Source organism: Bacillus sp. JJ1609 (assembly GCF_036967045.1).
Taxonomy (GTDB): Bacteria; Bacillota; Bacilli; order Bacillales; family Cytobacillaceae; genus Mesobacillus.
The window spans coordinates 1-17,781 of record NZ_JBALSS010000026.1; the positions used below are offsets into that span (position 1 = coordinate 1).

The following is a 17,781-nucleotide window of genomic DNA, read 5'->3' on the forward strand; positions in this document are numbered from 1 at the left end:
GTTCTGAAATACTATAAATTTAAGAAATTTGCAATTGAAATTTTAGAAAAAAAAGACTATGATTTTATAATTGTTTGGAATGATATTGCAATTTTTATGTTTGCGGATTATTTAGCAAAAAAGTGGAAGGGTAAATATTGTTTAAATATAAGGGATTATAGTGGTCAAAACAATCGGCTAGTATACCTGATTTTTAAACATGTAATAAAAAACTCAGCTTTTACAACAATTTCATCGGATGGGTATAAAAAATTCCTACCGAAGTTTAATTATATACATGTTCATAGTTTAAATATGGAAGTTCTATCTAATATTGAATCTCGTAGTTCTTTACAAAGCATTGATAAGCCTATTAGGATAAGTTTTATTGGAAATATTAGATTTTTTGATATGAACAAAAAATTGCTTGATATTTTTAAAAATGATAAAAGGTTTGTAATACAATTTTTTGGTACTAATGCTAATGTTCTTCTACAGCACGCAGAATTAAATGGAATATTTAATGTTAAATTTCATGATACATTTCAAGTTTCAAAAACATCAAAATTCATAAAAGAAACTGATTTGGTTAATAATTTGTATGGAAATGGATCAATGGCATTAGATTATGCGTTGTCAATAAAGTTATATCATGGCGTTTATAACAGAACTCCAATATTAGTTTTGCCTAATACTCATATGGCTAGGGTAATTGAAAAATACCAAATTGGTCATGTTGTAGAATCGATTGATAATTCGCTTCCTGATAAAATATTTAACTGGTATAGGAGCATAGACTTTAAAATTTTTAATAGAGGTTGTATGAAACTTTTAGAAGAGATAAATGAAAGCAATGATAACTTTGAACAAGTCTATCAACAGTATATTAAATAGACAAAAATCCTTCTATTAGAAAGGGCAACGGTATATATGATACGCTTTTTGTTCCAAAGTGTAATAATAATCACTACAATTATTAGCTTAATAGTATCAATTATTCCTCAGCAGGTGGAATTAGGATACCATTATTTATGGGTTCATCCTTTCATCTTTCTGTGGGTATTTTCACTTATTTTAATTCCATTAATTAAAATAGGTCAGTACAGGATTACGGTATATTCTTTTATTGTAATTGCTTGGTTTAGATTTACATTGATACCTTTAGGGAGTGCATTAACCGGAATATACAACGGAGTTCCATATATATATGTCGGTAGTGACTCTATATTTAATGCAATTTTATTAGTTGTATACGAATTATTAGTGACAAGCTCTTTTTTATTTATATTGGTAATAATAAATAAGAGAAAGGGACAAATGACTAAAGGTAAATATAAAAATGTTAATTTGATATTAACTGGAAATAAGAATATATATGCGCTTTTTATTCTTTTAGCCATAGTGTTATATGTTGCTATCGGCAGAAACATGAATTTAATTCAATTATTTATTATATCTGCTGAATCAAAACAGAGAATTGGAGACTTAGAATCAACAGGGCTAATACTTATAAGACAAATAATAATCACATCTTTGATTTTTGTTTTTGTATGGATTGTAAGTTATTGCAAGAAAATGTATGACGTTACGGGTAAGAAAAGGTATGTTTACTACGCTATTATAATAGCCATTTTTAACATTGGTGTAATTGTAGGTGAGAGAAGAACATCACAACTATATACAGCTTTAATAGTTATGTTTATATTAGTTCATGTATTTGAAAATTATAGAAAAAGAATTATATCCATAGTATCATTGGCTGCTATGCTTGTATTGTTGTTCATGAGTGTATATAAACATTATTCTGCATTCGCATATGGATCATATTACTCAGCTTTAGACTCTTCAAGTTTTGATTTAGAATTCATTACAACAAATTTACAGTCATATTTTTTTGGAACACAGAATGTTGCTACAGTGTTTGAATTAAGTAAACATAAAGATATAAGTATTATTAATATGATTTATGATTTTGGCCGTTCTGTTTTTGGTTTAAATTTTTTTCTTAAAGATAAAATGGAAATGACACCAGAAATTTTCAATACATTCATTTATGGTTATAAAGTTTCAACGGGCCATATTATGTCCGGTATAGGGTATGGGTACTTGTATTTAGGTACAATCTTATCCCCCTTATTTGTATGTTTAAATATTTTTATATCAACTAAGCTTGAATGGTGGTTTAATAAAGCAAATTCAATAGAAATAAAATATATTGTAGGTTATATTCTTATCCGATTTTCTACTAACATTTTTGCAACTACACCTCCACTAATTAGCTTTGCTACGATATTCTTATTCACAGCTGGGCTGTTATATTTTCTGGCATTGATTTTTAAAAAAAGTAAGAAATCCAATATTATTTCAAATAATTAATTTGCAAAATTAAATAGTAAACTAATCATTATTATAACTCGTAGGAGCGAAAAGATATGTTGAAGAGTTTGTTCTATTCTAAGCACATGCTATGGTGTTGCAGACTTTTTTTTAGTTTGTTTTATAAACAGGAATATCTAAAAGGTAAATATTTTGAAGAAAAAAGAATGGGATGGCTCTGGGCATTTCTTGGATTACCTAGTAAAATTTTAGGCAAACATAGAAATATTCCGTGGCCTGTAGGGAAAAATACACTAGTCTCAAACGGTTATAATCTACTTTTTGATAATAGCAGTATAAACGTGTTTCAGATGCCGGGTTGTTATTTTCAGTGTCATGACGCAAAAATAACAATTGGTAAAAATGCTCAAATTGCACCGAATTGTGGAATCATTACTACGAATCACAATATATATAATCCGAACGAGCATATCCAAGGGAAAGATGTTGTAATTGGAGATAATTGCTGGGTGGGAATGAACTCAGTGATTCTGCCAGGAGTAGTTTTAGGTGACCATACAGTAGTTGGAGCAGGGTCAGTTGTAACTAAAAGCTATTCCGAAGGTTACGTTGTAATTGCAGGTGTTCCTGCTAAAGTAATTCATAAATTAGATAAGTCAAATTTTATCTGAGAAAGCTGAGATAATAAAGCAATGGGAATTAACATGAAAAACTCTTTTGTTAAATCAATATTTATTCTAGCTACAGGTTCGCTATTTGCTCAACTCTTAACAGTCATATCTGCCCCTTTTTTAACTAGATTGTTTTCTCCAGAAGACCTAGGTGTATATACTTATGTTCTTTCTGTAGCCACAATTTTCATGTCTGTAATTAATGGAAGATATGATATGTCAATTGTAAATGAGGAAAGAGAGGATCGAATATATCCACTTATAAAACTTTCTCTTATAATATCCTTTTTTGGAAGTTTAGTTATTGCTGTTGGCTATTGGTTATATATACTATGGTTTTCAGAGGAATATAATAGTTATTTATATACTGCCGGTTATATATATTTATTTTTATTATCCTATGGGGTTATTAATGTACTAACAGCCTATAACAATAGAAAAAAAGAATATAAAATTATTACTTCAGTTTATATAATAAGAACTGCTTGTCAAAATATAGGTGCAATCTTTTTAGGCTTTTTAAAATTTGGGCTTATTGGTCTTTTAATTCCATATACTGTAGGCCAACTTTTAGGGATTAACCGTCAAGCTCAGTCGTTAAAACCCCATCTAAAAGAAATAAAAAGAGTTAAAATTTCAGAAATGTTGGAAGTTCTTAAAATACATTATAAACAACCACTGTTTTCTGCTCCTGCTATATTTGCAAATAGTTTTTCATATTCTTCAATTACATTATTTATTGGATTTTTATTTGGTATGTCGACAGTAGGTTATTATTCTATATCAGTAAGATTACTCGGCTTGCCTTTATCGATCATAAGCGGGAATGTATCAAAAGTTTTCTTTGAGGAAGCTTCAAGAGAATTTAATGCAACTAATCAATTTTATAATACTTTAAAAAAAACCGCATTTTACCAAATTATTATAGCAATTCCCATGGTAATAGTTATTATGATTTCTTCTCCAAAAATTTTTGGTCTTATATTTGGAGCGGATTGGACAGTAGCAGGTGAATATGTTGTAATACTAGCCCCAATGTTTGGAATTAGGTTTATCGTATCCTCTATTTCAACGGGGATGATAATTGCTAATAAGCAGAATTTCGAGTTAATATTACAGATCGGATTTATTTTGGCTTCGGTTGTATCTTTTATTGTTACTAATGCCCTTGATTTATCTGTAGAACGCTTTTTAATAGTAGTTTCAATACTATTTTCGATTGCATATATATTGTATTTTATTGCAGTCTTAAGATACTCAAAAGGAAAAAATGGGATGTATTAGTAAATTTTAAAAAAACTAATGTAAATTGGAGAAATGTATAATGAAGAAAATTTGTGTAATAGGACTTGGGTATATTGGGCTTCCCACTGCAGCAATGTTTGCAAAATCAGGGCATGATGTTATTGGTGTTGATATTAATGAAAATGCTGTTAATCTTCTAAATAAAGGTGAAATTCATATCGAAGAAGTAGGATTGGATGATTTGGTTAAGAAGGTGGTCCAAGAAGGTAGATTAATAGCTTCATTGGAACCAGAGCCTGCAGATGTTTTTATTATCGCTGTTCCAACCCCTAACTATGAAGATCATACAGCGAATCTTGATTACGTAAGAATCGCAACAGATACTATTCTGCCATTCCTTAAAAAAGGTGATTTAGTTATTGTAGAATCGACTATTCCTCCTAGAACGATTGATGATTTTGTTGCCCCTATTATACAAAATGACGGCTGGATTGTAGGAGAAGAAGTATATTTAGCTCATTGTCCGGAACGTGTATTGCCAGGGAGGATTTTAATTGAACTGAAAGAGAATACTCGTATAGTCGGAGGAATTAATGAAACATCTGCACAGAAAGCAGCTGAAGTATATTTATCTTTCGTTACAGGAGAAATATTAAAAACGAGTGCAGTCACTGCAGAAATGTCTAAGTTAATGGAGAATACTTATAGAGATGTTAATATTGCTTTAGCCAACGAACTTGCTAAAATCTCAGATAAACTTGGGATTAATGCTTTGGAAGTAATTCAATTGGCCAATAGACATCCGCGAGTAAACTTACATCAACCAGGACCTGGCGTCGGTGGTCACTGTTTAGCAGTCGATCCATATTTTATTATCGAAAAGGCTCCTGATGTATCGCTTTTGATAAGTAACGCAAGAAAAATAAATAACTCCATGCCAGAATTTGTTGTTAATCTAGTTGAGAAACTAGTAGAAAGAAAGGGTAAAGTTGCTATTTTTGGTCTCACGTATAAAGGGAACATTGATGATGTTCGGGAAAGTCCTGCGATGGATATTGTAAGATTGTTAAATGAAAAAGGCTTTGAATTAACATATCATGACCCTCATGCTAGACAAGAGCAGCTAAGCTTTCTGCTTTCTTCTTTTGAAGAAGCAATTGATCAGGCGGATTGTATTTTAATCTTAACTGACCATAATGAGTTCAAGAGGATGGATGAAATTAAAATTTACTCAAAAATGAGAAATCCTGTTATTTTTGATACGAAAAACTGCTTACAGATAAATAGCGAAGCAATAAGTTATTATAACTATGGAAATCTTTATAAAATGGGTGAGAAGCCATTAGCCCTTGTTTAATATTATAAATTGTAGGTTAATCGAATTTTGTCCGGATTTTTAGTAGTTTTGAGATGGGGAGAGTGGGTCTGCTAGGCATACTCTCCATGGCTTCTTTTCTTCTTTTCTATTTCAAAACCGATTTGTCCGTCCCCATATTAGGAAACTTCGTACATCTCCTTTTTTATCGGATTTTTTAACACTGTCTTATACCTTACATCATCTTACTAAAACGGTGGAATCCATTGTAATAAGTTGATATTGCGACTCACACCTAAATTGTGCATGTTTTGCTAATATTCTCTATGTAGTATAAATTTTTACCTACAAAGATATGCGTAACTTGACGAATTTTTCTTTTATATTGAGCATTATAGCCAAAAGTATCGATTTCCAACTTGAATTCCTTCTGGCGGAGATAGAGTGTATGCTATTTCTTTTTCCTCCAGCTAGCTAGCAAATTCAACGGATGCTGATTTCTGCTCGACATTTGTATTTTGCAATAAAAAAGTGCATAACTGCGCAAGATTTTTTGCAGAGTTTTGCCACCCGATCTAAATAACTACCTAGCCTTAGATAATGCGTTTGAAAACCTGTAACTTCCACCATTGAACGTTTAACACATGTGCGTGATGAATCAACCGATCTACTAAAGCAGCCGTAAGCCTTGAGTCAATGAAGATTCGATTCCATTGACTAAATCCAAGATTCGAAGTAATAATTAAGCTTTTTTGTTCATAGCAATCGGCAATTAGCTGAAACAATAATTCCGATCCTTCCTTACTGAAAGGTAGATAACCCATCTCATCAAGAATTATCAAGTCTACCTTTTCAAACCTTTTCCTAAAGGATGGTAACTTATCCTGCTTAAGGGCATGTTCTAATTGCTCGAGACACCGGGACGGTTCTTATGTCTCATTCGGGAGCCGAAATAGAATTAGTAAGCGTAAGCGTAGTATTGGGCATTTTTAAATTGTTGCTAGATTTAGTGTATGTTCAAGAAGAAGTAGTAGGATGTACCCGCTTCTTCTTTTTTAGTTACTAAATTTAGCAAGGGTCAGATTGATTTTATTATTTATTGCTTCTGATTTTAAATAGTTCTGGATATGCTAGTTTATATAATTCCATCATTGCTTGCTTCGCTGCTTTTCTTTTGCTGCGTGGGTGGATGGCCGTGGTGGTGATGTCTTTGAATGGTGGTTTTTTGTCGCAGATGTTTACGGTGACTTGATATTCGGTTGGATATTGGATGATGTCCATTTCGATTTCGTCGCCGTATTCGTTTATTAATTGTGTTACTTCCCAAGAGATATGGCCTATTGTATTCATTTCGGCACCTACATTTGTGTAAGATATGGGAACTACTCAGTCATCTTCTTCAATGATTACGATATCAATGATTTCTTGAATGTCTTTAATGTTTAGTGCTTCGCTGATTCTTTAAATATGGTTTATATGGATGTTTTTTCTTTTATTGTTGGCTAATTCGCTGAGTGTTGCATGCCGGATATCGGTTAAGCGAGATAATTCTCTTAAAGAGATATCATGCTTTTTTAGCAATTTGTTTATATTAATCCTCACCAGAACTTCTGCCATACCTTACACCCATTTCCATTGACTATAAGGCAAAACTATCATCTTTAGATGAACGAAGTGGTACGCATTCGCGTACCACTTCGTTTGTTTTTGAAAGAAATTTTGTGAATAGAACATGGGGAAGGTTCTGGCGTACCAAATACATGTAAGATTCGTCCCCAGGTAATATTCTTTCAGACTGTGTAGCAATTAAAATATCTGGATATGGGTTAGAATTTAGCTGAATTTAATGAATTCTGTCGACATGTCATGAAGTGTGATTGGTAAAGATGAGTGATAAAGAGAGGAAGATAAAACTTTATAAACCCTACAGGCCATTTGATTTGAATGATGGAGATGATTATATTCGGATTGGTATAATGAAGTTCAATATCTCGAAGATCTTAGCTGACATTTCGTCAGATAAGCTGGTGGCTGAAAGAGTGGAAGTTAATGTTATGGATTGGTTCAAGTCGAATTTTAGAAAGAAAGTCAATGAGGAGCATATTCCTAACGTACAGCTCGGAAAACCAATCGTGATGGCAGAAATCCGGCCAGGAATGTACTCTGTTATTGATGGGAACCATCGTATGGAACGGGCGTATCGGGATGGGGTAGAGATTGTCGAAGCATTTCGATTGAAAGGAGAACAGCTTTTACCCTATTTTTCGGATAGTAGGGGATATGAAACATTTGTTGAGTATTGGAATTCGAAGTTGTAGGGATGGGTGCTTGGGAAAGAACAGCTGTTCATTTGAAATTCTTAGTCCAAATTACCAACATGTTATTTCCACAACATGAAGATGGAATCTCCCGGCACCCCTAACTAAAAACTCCAGAGATATGTTTTTCAGTCAGCTGATATTGGCGCAGTTATACATATGGAGGTGTCTTTTCCTTTTCCGGATAATCTTCATGGACATGATATTCGTCAACTTCCGGTATCCAAGAGTGTCAAAAACCCATTATTTATTTAATTACAAAGAACATTGACTGATTTAGAAGCATCCGAAGCCTAAGGTTTTCCCCATTTTTGCTGTTAGTGGGCTGATTGGATGAGGTCAAATTATAAAGACTTGAATATTTGGGCAAGCAGCAAAAAAAAGAAATGAATAATTCATCACCATAACAGTGACGAGTTCATCATTTCTAATATTTGATTATTTTTATTAAACGGAAGGCTATTACTCTTATGACAGAGTTATAGCCCAACCGTATCCGTTTTATAATTTAGGAAAGAGTCAGTGAGATTAATTGTTTAGAAATTATAGTTCGTATTCACATTCCAGTTAGCGTCTAAAGCGATTTTTAAGTTTTCTCATTGTTTCTTGGAAAAGGGGGTTGTGACAAAGATTCACAATTGCAATAATCAATGCAGCTAGCCCAATAAGTTTCATTATCCGGTTATCCTCCTGAAGAGGACACGGTTTAATACTGACTTTCCTATACTTGGATTATATTCATTAAATGATACAGTTATGCATGAGCAAGGGGACGTACCTAGCGCTTCTTTCATATGGTGAAAAAGTTGATTGTAGATAAAGATTGTCAGCCTTTGTACAGGCAACACTGTCAGCAAATTATGTTATTTCTGCAAGGATGTCAGCGGAATTTGTTTTGGAGGTTATTTTTAGCCAGCATTGAGAAAATAATTTAGATTACAAAATTATTTTTTAATTTTTCTTGGTTTGGGATTTAATGAGTGCTTAATTTCAATGATTGGTTTATGATAGATTTGATGATCGATATCTTCTAGTATTCTTCTTGATTTCCTATCTTGATTTCCTTCCTTTATGCTCTTCTTTTTAGACATTTTCCTTCTATGACTCATCCCTTTCTGACCTCAGTTGTATTATTCCTCTCTCAATATTTCTTTTCTAAGCCTCTGCCTATTCATTTTTTCTGCCTGTTTTCGTGCATCATTCCATTCCTGTTATAGTTTCTTATTCTCGATCGATTTTCTATATGGAAATCTATTTTTTTGGAGGTTTGTGTATGTCGGTTAAGGTTGCAAGTATTGGTTTGAAGGGACTTGAGGGATACCGTTTTGATGTTGAGGTCCAGGTAAAGGAGGGTTTTGAGTCCATTGTGATTGTCGGGCTCCCTGATGCTTCGGTGAAGGAGTCGAAGGAGAGGGTGACGGGGGCGCTGTATACATTGGGTTTTCCGCTGGTGGAAAAGAAGGTGATCATTAACCTGTCACCGGCGGAACAGAAGAAGAACGGGCCTTTGTTTGACCTTGCCATCGCTCTTGGTATTCTGAAGAGCGGGGGCTTTATTCAGGAAAGGATTCCGGTTGATGCGGGTTTCATCGGCGCATTGTCGCTCGATGGGACAGTCCATCCGGTGGAGGGGATGATCGCAGCTTTTAGCGGCGAGGAAGCTGCACTTGAAGCGGCTGATCCTGCCATTTGATCCAAGCATACCGAGGATTGAGATCGATGAGTTAGAGCTTGTATATGTTGAAACATTGCAAGATGTAATCAATCTGCTGGCTAGCAAATGCCTTTGCTTCCGAGAGTGGAATTGGTTGAGGAGCCTAGGGAGACCAGCAGGGATTACAGTCAGATTATTGGGCATGAGTTTGCAAAGCGTGCACTTGAAATTGCGGTTTGCGGTGGCCATTATGTGCTGATGGATGGTCCGCCCGGCTGCGGGAAGAGCCTTCTGGCTGAGACATTCCCGACCATCCTGCCATCCCTTTCGAAAGAAGCCCAGCTCGAAAAAATCAGCTTGTATCAGCTGGCGGGTTCCCCATACTCTTCGCTGACTCTTCCCCCCATTCGTCATCCCCATCATTCTGCATCTGCCGTCTCCATTATCGAAGGCGGTACCAACCCAAAACCAGGTGAAGTCTCCCTTGCTCACCGCGGTGTCCTTTTCCTTGATGAATTAGGCGAGTTTTCGAAAAAGACATTAGATATGCTCAGGTAGCCTCTGGAAAATGAGAAAGTGACCATTAGCCGCATTCACTCAACTGTTACCTATCCAGCTAAATTTGTTTTTATCGCAGCGATGAATCCTTGCCCTTGTGGATATTTAGGATCGGACAGCCATTATTGCACTTGTTCGGAAAAGCAAATTAAGTCCTACAAGAACAGGGGTCTCGGGTCCGATTTTAGACAGGATGGATATCCTGTTATCGCTAAAAGCCGTCAATCTTAAGGGGCATGATTTTAGTAAAAATGATCTTCCGGTGAGGTTATAAGAAGAGTCATGGCTGCGCGGGAAAGACAATATGAGCGATACGGAAAGGAAATCTGCAACAGCAGTGTTCCGTTTGAACAGCTGATCGGCAGCAGGCCGCTCACGGATTCGCAGCAGGGACGATTGCAGGATTTGTCCATGAAATATGGACTTAGCAACAGGGTCCAGATCAAGCTCATCCGTCTGGCAAGAACAATCTCTGATATGAGGGGTAGCGGTTTATTTCTGATGAAGCAATCGAGGAAGCGCTAACGCTGCGTAAAATCGGTAGGGGAGTTGTTTGAGTTGCCTCGGGAAGCGATACGAAAAAGCATAACTGGTGTCTATCATGTGATCCTGCGTGGAGCGAACCGGCAGGAGATTTTTCATGATGATGAAGATAATATGAAGTTCCTTGATGTTTTGAAAAAGGTTAAAAGGAAGGGGAGAGTTGTCCTGTATGCTTGGTGCCTGATGAGTAACCATGTCCATCTGCTTTTAAAGGAAGGGGAAGAAGAACTGGCCACGACGATGAAGCGGATCGGCGTGAGTTATGCATCATTTTACAATTGGAAGTACCACACGACAGGACATCTGTTCCAGGACCGGTTCAAAAGCGAAAATGTCGAAACCGACGAGTACTTCCTCACTGTCGTTCGGTATATTCACCAGAATCCGGTGAAAGCAAGGAACAGTCCCAGAGTTGAAGAATGGAAATGGAGCAGCTGCGCTGGATATTACGGTCAGGTGTATTACCCTGGGGGCATGCTTGATCGTGGGAAGACATTGAGGATGTTTGGAGAAAACCGCACATTGGCAAAGGAGCGCTTCAGAGAATTCAATGAGCGGAACAATAACGACGTATGCCTTGAATATATTTATCGAGTGAGAAAACTGACAGACGAGCAGGCAAGGGAAGAAATCAAGCAGATGCTCGGCGAGGTAGAAATCGCCCAGGTAAAGAGCCTGCCCGGGTGGCAAAGAGACCATTATCTCATACTCATCAAAAGCATCGAAGCCATCACCATACGACAGGCAGCCAGGATATTGGGAGTTTCTAAAGATCTCGTCCATAGAGCGGGGAGCTAGTGGAACATGGGGACGGTTCTCGCGATCCAACTAGAACTGCAAAGTCCGTCTCCATGTTTCGTTGCGATACTTTAGTGTCATTAATAAGTGAACTAGGTTAAATGGTAAGTGCTCCTCTGGTATCGGTTATAAAAACAGTCTATTACTTGTGTTATCCAATTATAATGCTGCGCTTTAACCGCTTATTCATTCTCCTCAATTAATCTTTTCTTAAACTCTGATTGATAAAGTTGTTGCAGATTGATTAGGTTTTCCGCTGTGGCTGCTCCATCCTTTGTCAGAAAAGAGAGATTATCTACTGTAAGACAGTTTACTAGCCCATCATGATACTTTCGCAGGCTGTCCAAGTACTTTTTTTCTCTATCGGTTTTGGCTTTCTCCTCGAAATCGCTCTTAGCTCGATCAATCATTATTTTAGATTTTTTTTCCAGATTATCTACTGATGAATCTAGCTTATCTTTCAAGTCCAGTAAATTTTCTTCGATCTCTTTCATTTCTTTATCCCACTTAAGCTTCAAGTCTTTTCTTATTTTCTCGAATTCAATCCTAATGTCTTCTGGAAATGCCTTAAATGGAACTTTCTTCTTTTTGATATTTTTCACTTGCACATGCATGTCCTGCTCCAACTTGGAGTCAGAGGGGATAAAGATCAAGTTGGAAATCAGTCCCGCTTCACCAGGCAGCAAAGGTGCTTGTTCCAGTTCAACTAAAAGCTTATTAGGTAATTTGACACTCAGCTTTTTTAACTTATATTCAGGATTGCTCATGCTAAGTTCCCTCCTCAATATAGGGTATTTAGTCATGAGAATGTCCTATTACATATTTGTTTTTCGAAGATGGATTTAAGAAACGACGCCGGCAAAAGTGCCAGGCACCATCCATATTACACCATCCATATTATGGATGGTGCCTGTTACTTTTGATTTATACTTTCGTGAATGGGAAGGAATTTCTAGGATTGAAGGAGTATGTTAAAGGAAGAGGGTAGTGATAGGAAGTTTTGCTTAGTAAACTAATACAATCTTAAAGACAAGGAGAATTTATATGGTCGGTACAAAAGGCTTTGTAAGGACAAATAGAGAGCGTTTAAACGATGATGATAAGCAGTTATTCGAAAAATGGCGACCGCTGATTGACTACTTGGAGGAGAAAAATAGAAATTCCACCACTATTTTAGAAGTCTTATCTCAAATCGATGTTATGCTAAATAAAGATAAAGTCTTAGTTTCAGGAAAAAATCATTCTTATGATAAAGATGTGGATACTATTGAGTTAAAAACTTTATCAAGAAACCGAACCTTCAGGTATAAAGGATCGGTTAAAGAAGGAACGACTATATTTTTTGGCCAGAATCGAGTAGAGGTCGTTAAAGCAGACCAATATAAGATAATGCACGCTGCATTTACAGGTAAAAGAGTACAAATAGGGACTTCATTCAATAATCCGGGTGCAAAAAGTTTAGGTGCCTGGCTTCAAAGCAACATTACCAAAAGGGCAATTGCATCCTACGTTGCTCCGATTTTAATTAAAGAACGCTATGCTACTATACCTGGAGAAAACAAGACTGAGATTGTATTTAGATGAAGCGTGGGGACTTTCCTAGTGCTTCTTTTTAAATGAAAGGAAGTGTGTACATGCTGGCGGAAATTGAAGGTAAGATTAGCAGGATGGGTTCGAATCTATCCGAGCGGCTGGAGGATAATTTAACCGGGAATGTGTTTGGTGCATTGCGCTATATTCCGTTTTCAATAGGGCTCGGAGAAGTGCTGGCCAACAGTGTCTTCCCGCGTTCAATTAGTGACGAATTGCGGAAGATTAATAGTGACTTTTGGGCAGATAAGATTGAGTTTTGGCCATATGACCGCGAAGGCGAATTGGATGCGCTGATAGATTTTTCTACTATGATGATTGGGATTGAGGTCAAATATCAAAGTGGGCTATCTTCAGATGATGACGTAGTGAATGGTGCTGACGACGAAGAGGTGCAGCTAAGTGTTAACCAGCTGGCCAGGGAATCGCGGATCCTGGCAAGAAAGGGGCAGGGTAAGCAGAAGCTGCTGCTTTTTATCGCTGACCGCAAGGCTTGTAAGGAAGTCTATGAAAATATCACAGGGCGAGGGATCATTGAGCAGGGAGTCGTGTTTGGTTATGTTTCCTGGCAGGATATTTTACGAGCATTAAAGCAGCTGGTGCTGACAGAGGCCTATCTACAAGTCATCATCCAGGACCTAGTCAATCTTTTAACCAGGAAAGGGTTTGAAGATTTCACATCGATGGAGGTAGAGACACCGGCTCCAATTAATGAACATGATTATTTCAAGTTTGATTTAAAGAGCAAAACGGACATTAGCTTTAAAACACCACTAACAATAAGCGGGGGATTGTATTATGAGTTCAGCAAATAATATTCGCAATGCTTTTCACGTCGTCTACCAAACCTATGAAAATATCCATAAACTGATGGATTATTGTAAAACGGTTGCTGCTGAGGAAAGCAATTATGTAAGCGTAGTAGATAAATTCCTGCGCTATAAATCCGATAATGACTTTTCAGGCTGGTTCATACAAGACTTCATTCTTTTATTCCAAAATAAAAACGATCCGGAATTAGAAAACGAATGGCGCGATGGGCCGGTGTATGTAATGGAAATCGAGCTTTATAAAGCCGATGATAAGTTAGAAGATCAGCAGGAACTCCCGTGTATTCGACTGTCCAAATTTGAATACAGCGATATCCAGGATTGGAACAAAGGATGCTCCCCGGCAAACCACTGGAGGTTTTATTACCCATTACGCAACGAGGAGTATATGAATATACAAAAAGAAGGCGACAAGCTGTACAGCACGCCGAAAAATCAAGAAGACAGCGACCGTTACTACTGGGGAGTGAAGAAAGTCACCAGTAAGAGGATATCGTTGACAGAGGTTACTGGAGAGAATGTTGTGGAGAAAGTGTTTGGGGTTTTTGATGAGTTGTGAGAGGAACATGGGGACGGTTCTTGCATTCCAATTGTAACATAAGAAAGGCCACATATTCTATGAAGGTCATTAAATCTGACGATTCGGTCTCAAGCATGAAGGCGACCTGGGTAAGACTAAATGCTGGTATATCATCCATTCTTAGAGACGATTGGCAACAGTATTATGGTAAAGATAAGTAATGTAAAGTGACAGGCACCATCCAATTAATTGGATGGTGCCTGTCACTTTATGAAATTACATTTGATTTGCAAGTATTGTTATGAATGCGCTTAATAGGATGGAGAGTAGAAGGAAAGAGGTATATAAAATGACCTTATTTCTTTTCTTCTTCCTTTGTTTGGCTTCAGGTGTTAACCATTGATAATGTGTCGTCATCAAATGATCTCCTTTATCTATTTTGATGGCAGCTGGCGGGCTTTGTCTCAGACAGAGGCCCCTATAGCTTTGCGTCATTACTTTTCAGTAATTTTGCTCTATATAAGTATAATAATTTTCAGAATGATATCGCTATAGGTAAAACTTACCGTTTTCGACATAAAACTACAAAAAAGCCATTCCTTTTATAAAAAGAAATGGCTAAAGGTTAAAATTTATTTTAACTCCAGGTGCTCTTTTAAAGCTTGTTGTAACTTTTGTTTCTCTTCATCAGCTACCATATAATAGTAGATTCCATCAATCTTCGTACCGCTTCCGCTGACTTCCATTTGCCGAATGTTTTTGCTAGCGTCCTTATAATTTTTCTGGATATCTACCATCTCATCAAATGTCATATTTGTTTTGACATTTTGTCCTAAAGCTTTAAAAATATCATCGAATTTTGTTAGGGACGAGAAGCTTGCACCTTCTTTAATCACTGCTTGTATGATTTGGCGCTGACGCAATTGTCTTCCAAAGTCACCACGTGGATCTTTATATCGCATACGGGCATAGCTTAAAGCCTTCTCCCCGTTTAGCAGGATTTCTCCTTTAGGAAAATGAAATCCCCCTTCTGAAAAATCAAGATCATTGTTCACGGTTACTCCGCCTACAGCGTTGACGATATCCTGAAAGCTTTCCATATTGATTTGCATATAATAGTCGATCGGAATATCCAGGAAATTCTCAACCGTAGCCATTGACATTTCGACACCGCCAAAAGCATAAGCATGATTGATTTTATCTTCTTTCCCTCTACCTATGATTTCGGTCCTTGTATCACGCGGGATACTCAGCATTTTTGTCGTTTTAGTATTAGGGTTAACAGTAAGCACGATTAATGTGTCAGAACGGCCACTGTCACCTTCACGTTTATCTACACCCATCATCAATACGGAAAATGGCTGCTTCTTATCCAAAGTAACAGGGTCTTGACGCTTCTCCGATTTAGCCCGGTCAATTGGCTGGTGCATCGTATCCACAGCACTTGTTAGAGAGTTATATACCGTAAACGCATATCCTCCTACACCAATTACTAATAGAAGAATCACTATTCCTATAACCTTAAGCAATGTAGGCTTTTTCTTCTTTTTATCTGATCTCATATTCTTGTTCCTTCCTAATAAAAAGGTTTTTTGCACTATTCACTATCTTAACAAATTTTCATTTAATAGAGAATGTATTTTTTATCCAATAAGGAACATGGGGACGGTTCTAATGTTTCATTTTTTATTAAATAGCGGATAAGAAGGTAAACTTAAACGGATTAAAAAAAGTCAGGTTCTCAAAAATGAAAAATAGTGAGAACCTGGCTTTGTCGTTTAATTAAATTCCGATCCGTAGCTAATTAGATTGGTGAAGATTCTGTAGCCTCCTGGCACCTGGGTCTGTACTTGACGATAAGATACCACGCGATAAAAATTTGATAGGATAGTCTGAAGAGAAGAAAAAAACCTAGCTGATGGGCAGCTAGGCTTTTTATGTGCAACACAGTGACGGTTCTGTTTTTTCAGTCATTAGCTGCATGTAAAAAGAATTTGAATCCTACAGAAAAACAAAGGAAGAGGTGCAAGCATCCGCCCTATAAGCCTTATTTTTTAACTTCTTCATAGGCTTCTAAAAGAATTTGTTCCATATCGGAAACAAATAGATCCAGCATCTTTTCTCCCTTTTCTTTAGTGGCTTTTGTTGCATCGCCGTAAACTCCGCTTTTGCTTAGATCTCCTAAGGAGATAGATGATTTTCCGTACAGTCTAGGCTTTTCAGGATATTCCTTCACCGCTTTAGACATTTGAACTAGTTCGGGTTTTAGGGCCAGCATTAATGATGTTTCAAATTCACAAGCATGTACCATGCCATGCCATGTAGGGGAGTCACAGATATCTTCCATCACTTTATTTAGGTTTGGATAGAATAAATAAATGACTGGAATGTCGAGTTCATCGGCTAATTCTCGGGTAGCGTATTTCATGCTGGCATTATTGGCGTCATGGCCATTTACGAGAACAAGCATTTTGATTCCATATCGTGCAACACTATGCGCGATATCCTTAATCACTGCTTCCACATGATGCTGCTGAAGTGAAACTGTGCCGGGGATGTCTCTCCATACCCAGGAATAACCGAAGGGCTGGGTAGGTAAGACCAAGGCACCGGTTTTCTCTGAGAGCTTCCTGGATACTCCTTCTGCAAGGTAAATGTCTACTCCTAGTGGCAGATGGTGGCCATGCTGCTCGGTTGCTCCCATTGGTAAAATAGCTACAGGGAATTCTTTAATTGATGCCTCAACTTCGTTTCTTGTCATATTGATCAGTTCTCTGGCTTTGCCCATGCTATCACCCCTCAGTACTTAACATTTTTACGTAATTTTGAGCATTGTTTTTGATTTTCTCCCAATCTTTTTTTGTAGCTCCTCGAGGGACCAGGTCACTGCCAATCCCAAATGATGTGCAGCCAGCTTTGTAATAATCTTGGATATTTTCCAATGAAACTCCGCCCACTGCCATAATGTTAAGGTGAGGGAATGGTCCTTTTAAGTTTTTAATATAGTCAGTGCCAAGATTGCTGGCCGGAAAAAGTTTGACAACTTTAATGCCAAGGTTCATTGCCTGCATGATCTCCCCAGGTGTAAACACACCCGGGAGAATTTCTATATTTAATTTTTGGATTTCTTTCGCTAGCTCTTTATCCCATCCTGGAGTAATGATATAACGGGCACCAGCGTCTATAGCCTTTTTCGCCATGGCGATGGAAGTGACTGTTCCAACTCCTAGATGAATTCGATCACCATAAGTTTCATTAAGTATTCTAATGCATTCCAGTCCTTTTTCCTCTTCGCTTAGGGATACTTCTACCCAGTTTATGCCACCTTCCAGCAATGCCTCCTGGATATCGACTACATCTGCTGGCTCTACTCCGCGAATAATTGCGACTATCGTTCCTTTTTTAATATTCATTATTTCACCT

Annotated in this window: 18 protein-coding genes, 3 pseudogenes and 1 riboswitch; of the genes and pseudogenes, 13 read left to right on the forward strand and 8 right to left on the reverse strand. The window is 37.1% G+C overall.

Annotated features, from left to right (window positions below; genetic code table 11):
* The 5 genes from V7654_RS18765 to V7654_RS18785 all read left to right on the forward strand — a co-directional run.
* On the forward strand, positions 1–873 hold an 873-nt coding region (locus tag V7654_RS18765; RefSeq protein ID WP_335432310.1), incomplete at its 5' end, for a capsular biosynthesis protein.
* Positions 874–921: 48 nt separating this feature from the next.
* Complete coding sequence (locus V7654_RS18770; protein ID WP_335432311.1) at positions 922–2,355, forward strand: hypothetical protein; 1,434 nt, start codon at positions 922–924, stop codon at positions 2,353–2,355.
* A gap of 56 nt (positions 2,356–2,411) precedes the next feature.
* Entirely contained in the window at positions 2,412–2,987 is a 576-nt protein-coding gene (locus V7654_RS18775; protein ID WP_335432312.1) for an acyltransferase, read from the forward strand.
* Between the two features lie 33 nt (positions 2,988–3,020).
* Complete coding sequence (locus tag V7654_RS18780) at positions 3,021–4,271, forward strand: lipopolysaccharide biosynthesis protein (RefSeq protein WP_335432313.1); 1,251 nt, start codon at positions 3,021–3,023, stop codon at positions 4,269–4,271.
* Positions 4,272–4,308: 37 nt separating this feature from the next.
* Positions 4,309–5,589: a nucleotide sugar dehydrogenase gene (locus tag V7654_RS18785; RefSeq protein ID WP_335432363.1), complete on the forward strand. Its 1,281-nt coding sequence runs from the start codon at positions 4,309–4,311 to the stop codon at positions 5,587–5,589.
* A gap of 541 nt (positions 5,590–6,130) precedes the next feature.
* On the opposite strand, the pseudogene V7654_RS18790 reads toward V7654_RS18785, so the two are convergent.
* The 3 genes and pseudogenes from V7654_RS18790 to V7654_RS18800 form a co-directional block, all read right to left on the reverse strand.
* Positions 6,131–6,455 (reverse strand): annotated as a pseudogene (locus V7654_RS18790) (ATP-binding protein); the annotation flags it as partial.
* 184 nt (positions 6,456–6,639) lie between these two features.
* Complete coding sequence (locus V7654_RS18795) at positions 6,640–6,897, reverse strand: hypothetical protein (RefSeq protein ID WP_335432314.1); 258 nt, start codon at positions 6,895–6,897, stop codon at positions 6,640–6,642.
* 114 nt (positions 6,898–7,011) lie between these two features.
* A pseudogene (locus V7654_RS18800) lies at positions 7,012–7,164 on the reverse strand (helix-turn-helix domain-containing protein); the annotation flags it as partial.
* A 359-nt stretch (positions 7,165–7,523) separates the two neighbouring features.
* Here V7654_RS18800 and V7654_RS18805 point away from each other — a divergent pair.
* Positions 7,524–7,865, forward strand: coding sequence for a hypothetical protein (locus V7654_RS18805; RefSeq protein ID WP_335432316.1), 342 nt, complete (start codon positions 7,524–7,526; stop codon positions 7,863–7,865).
* 944 nt (positions 7,866–8,809) lie between these two features.
* On the opposite strand, the gene V7654_RS18810 is transcribed toward V7654_RS18805, so the two are convergent.
* Positions 8,810–8,956, reverse strand: coding sequence for a hypothetical protein (locus V7654_RS18810; RefSeq protein ID WP_335432317.1), 147 nt, complete (start codon positions 8,954–8,956; stop codon positions 8,810–8,812).
* Between the two features lie 182 nt (positions 8,957–9,138).
* Between V7654_RS18810 and V7654_RS18815 the strand changes: the two genes are divergently transcribed.
* The 4 genes and pseudogenes from V7654_RS18815 to V7654_RS18830 all read left to right on the forward strand — a co-directional run bounded on the left by V7654_RS18815 (position 9,139) and on the right by V7654_RS18830 (position 11,418).
* Entirely contained in the window at positions 9,139–9,558 is a 420-nt protein-coding gene (locus V7654_RS18815; RefSeq protein WP_335432318.1) for a magnesium chelatase domain-containing protein, read from the forward strand.
* A 105-nt stretch (positions 9,559–9,663) separates the two neighbouring features.
* Positions 9,664–10,308: pseudogene (locus tag V7654_RS18820) on the forward strand (ATP-binding protein).
* A gap of 51 nt (positions 10,309–10,359) precedes the next feature.
* Positions 10,360–10,602: a hypothetical protein gene (locus V7654_RS18825; protein WP_335432319.1), complete on the forward strand. Its 243-nt coding sequence runs from the start codon at positions 10,360–10,362 to the stop codon at positions 10,600–10,602.
* Positions 10,603–10,635: 33 nt separating this feature from the next.
* The gene (locus tag V7654_RS18830) at positions 10,636–11,418 is read left to right on the forward strand and encodes a transposase (protein ID WP_335432320.1); all 783 of its coding nucleotides are present in this window, start codon (positions 10,636–10,638) and stop codon (positions 11,416–11,418) included.
* A gap of 182 nt (positions 11,419–11,600) precedes the next feature.
* Here the strand turns inward: V7654_RS18830 and V7654_RS18835 are convergent, their stop codons facing one another.
* Entirely contained in the window at positions 11,601–12,185 is a 585-nt protein-coding gene (locus V7654_RS18835; protein WP_335432321.1) for a hypothetical protein, read from the reverse strand.
* Between the two features lie 277 nt (positions 12,186–12,462).
* Here V7654_RS18835 and V7654_RS18840 point away from each other — a divergent pair, with 277 nt between their 5' ends.
* Genes V7654_RS18840 through V7654_RS18850 form a run of 3 tightly spaced genes read left to right on the forward strand, consistent with a single transcriptional unit; the run spans position 12,463 to position 14,397 of the window.
* The gene (locus V7654_RS18840) at positions 12,463–13,002 is read left to right on the forward strand and encodes a hypothetical protein (protein ID WP_335432322.1); all 540 of its coding nucleotides are present in this window, start codon (positions 12,463–12,465) and stop codon (positions 13,000–13,002) included.
* 32 nt (positions 13,003–13,034) lie between these two features.
* Positions 13,035–13,823 carry a hypothetical protein gene (locus V7654_RS18845; protein WP_335432323.1) on the forward strand — a complete coding sequence of 263 codons (789 nt, stop codon included), beginning with the start codon at positions 13,035–13,037 and terminating at the stop codon, positions 13,821–13,823.
* A complete protein-coding gene (locus tag V7654_RS18850; RefSeq protein ID WP_335432324.1) occupies positions 13,807–14,397 on the forward strand; it encodes a hypothetical protein in 591 nt (196 codons plus the stop codon). Before V7654_RS18845 ends, V7654_RS18850 begins: the two co-directional genes overlap by 17 nt.
* 402 nt (positions 14,398–14,799) lie before the next feature.
* A riboswitch (cyclic di-GMP riboswitch) is annotated at positions 14,800–14,883 on the reverse strand.
* A 107-nt stretch (positions 14,884–14,990) separates the two neighbouring features.
* Here V7654_RS18850 and tagU read toward each other — a convergent pair.
* From tagU to V7654_RS18865, 3 genes are all read right to left on the reverse strand, one after another.
* Positions 14,991–15,920 carry a polyisoprenyl-teichoic acid--peptidoglycan teichoic acid transferase TagU gene (gene tagU, locus V7654_RS18855; RefSeq protein WP_335432325.1) on the reverse strand — a complete coding sequence of 310 codons (930 nt, stop codon included), beginning with the start codon at positions 15,918–15,920 and terminating at the stop codon, positions 14,991–14,993.
* Between the two features lie 485 nt (positions 15,921–16,405).
* On the reverse strand, positions 16,406–17,146 hold the full coding sequence (locus V7654_RS18860; RefSeq protein WP_335432326.1) for a creatininase family protein: 741 nt from the start codon (positions 17,144–17,146) through the stop codon (positions 16,406–16,408).
* Between the two features lie 4 nt (positions 17,147–17,150).
* Positions 17,151–17,771 (reverse strand): bifunctional 4-hydroxy-2-oxoglutarate aldolase/2-dehydro-3-deoxy-phosphogluconate aldolase, encoded by a 621-nt coding sequence (locus V7654_RS18865; RefSeq protein WP_335432327.1) that lies wholly within the window; start codon positions 17,769–17,771, stop codon positions 17,151–17,153.
* Positions 17,772–17,781 lie beyond the last annotated feature (10 nt).

Excerpts from the sequence above, each read along its gene's own strand:
- V7654_RS18775 (WP_335432312.1), top strand. The coding sequence starts at position 2,412 with ATGTTGAAGAGTTTGTTCTATTCTAAGCACATGCTATGGTGTTGCAGA.
- V7654_RS18780 (WP_335432313.1), top strand. The coding sequence starts at position 3,021 with ATGAAAAACTCTTTTGTTAAATCAATATTTATTCTAGCTACAGGTTCG.
- V7654_RS18795 (WP_335432314.1), bottom strand. The coding sequence starts at position 6,897 with ATGAATACAATAGGCCATATCTCTTGGGAAGTAACACAATTAATAAAC.
- V7654_RS18805 (WP_335432316.1), top strand. The coding sequence starts at position 7,524 with ATGAAGTTCAATATCTCGAAGATCTTAGCTGACATTTCGTCAGATAAG.
- V7654_RS18810 (WP_335432317.1), bottom strand. The coding sequence starts at position 8,956 with ATGTCTAAAAAGAAGAGCATAAAGGAAGGAAATCAAGATAGGAAATCA.
- V7654_RS18815 (WP_335432318.1), top strand. The coding sequence starts at position 9,139 with ATGTCGGTTAAGGTTGCAAGTATTGGTTTGAAGGGACTTGAGGGATAC.
- V7654_RS18825 (WP_335432319.1), top strand. The coding sequence starts at position 10,360 with ATGGCTGCGCGGGAAAGACAATATGAGCGATACGGAAAGGAAATCTGC.
- V7654_RS18835 (WP_335432321.1), bottom strand. The coding sequence starts at position 12,185 with ATGAGCAATCCTGAATATAAGTTAAAAAAGCTGAGTGTCAAATTACCT.
- V7654_RS18840 (WP_335432322.1), top strand. The coding sequence starts at position 12,463 with ATGGTCGGTACAAAAGGCTTTGTAAGGACAAATAGAGAGCGTTTAAAC.
- V7654_RS18845 (WP_335432323.1), top strand. The coding sequence starts at position 13,035 with ATGAAAGGAAGTGTGTACATGCTGGCGGAAATTGAAGGTAAGATTAGC.
- V7654_RS18850 (WP_335432324.1), top strand. The coding sequence starts at position 13,807 with ATGAGTTCAGCAAATAATATTCGCAATGCTTTTCACGTCGTCTACCAA.
- tagU (WP_335432325.1), bottom strand. The coding sequence starts at position 15,920 with ATGAGATCAGATAAAAAGAAGAAAAAGCCTACATTGCTTAAGGTTATA.
- V7654_RS18860 (WP_335432326.1), bottom strand. The coding sequence starts at position 17,146 with ATGGGCAAAGCCAGAGAACTGATCAATATGACAAGAAACGAAGTTGAG.
- V7654_RS18865 (WP_335432327.1), bottom strand. The coding sequence starts at position 17,771 with ATGAATATTAAAAAAGGAACGATAGTCGCAATTATTCGCGGAGTAGAG.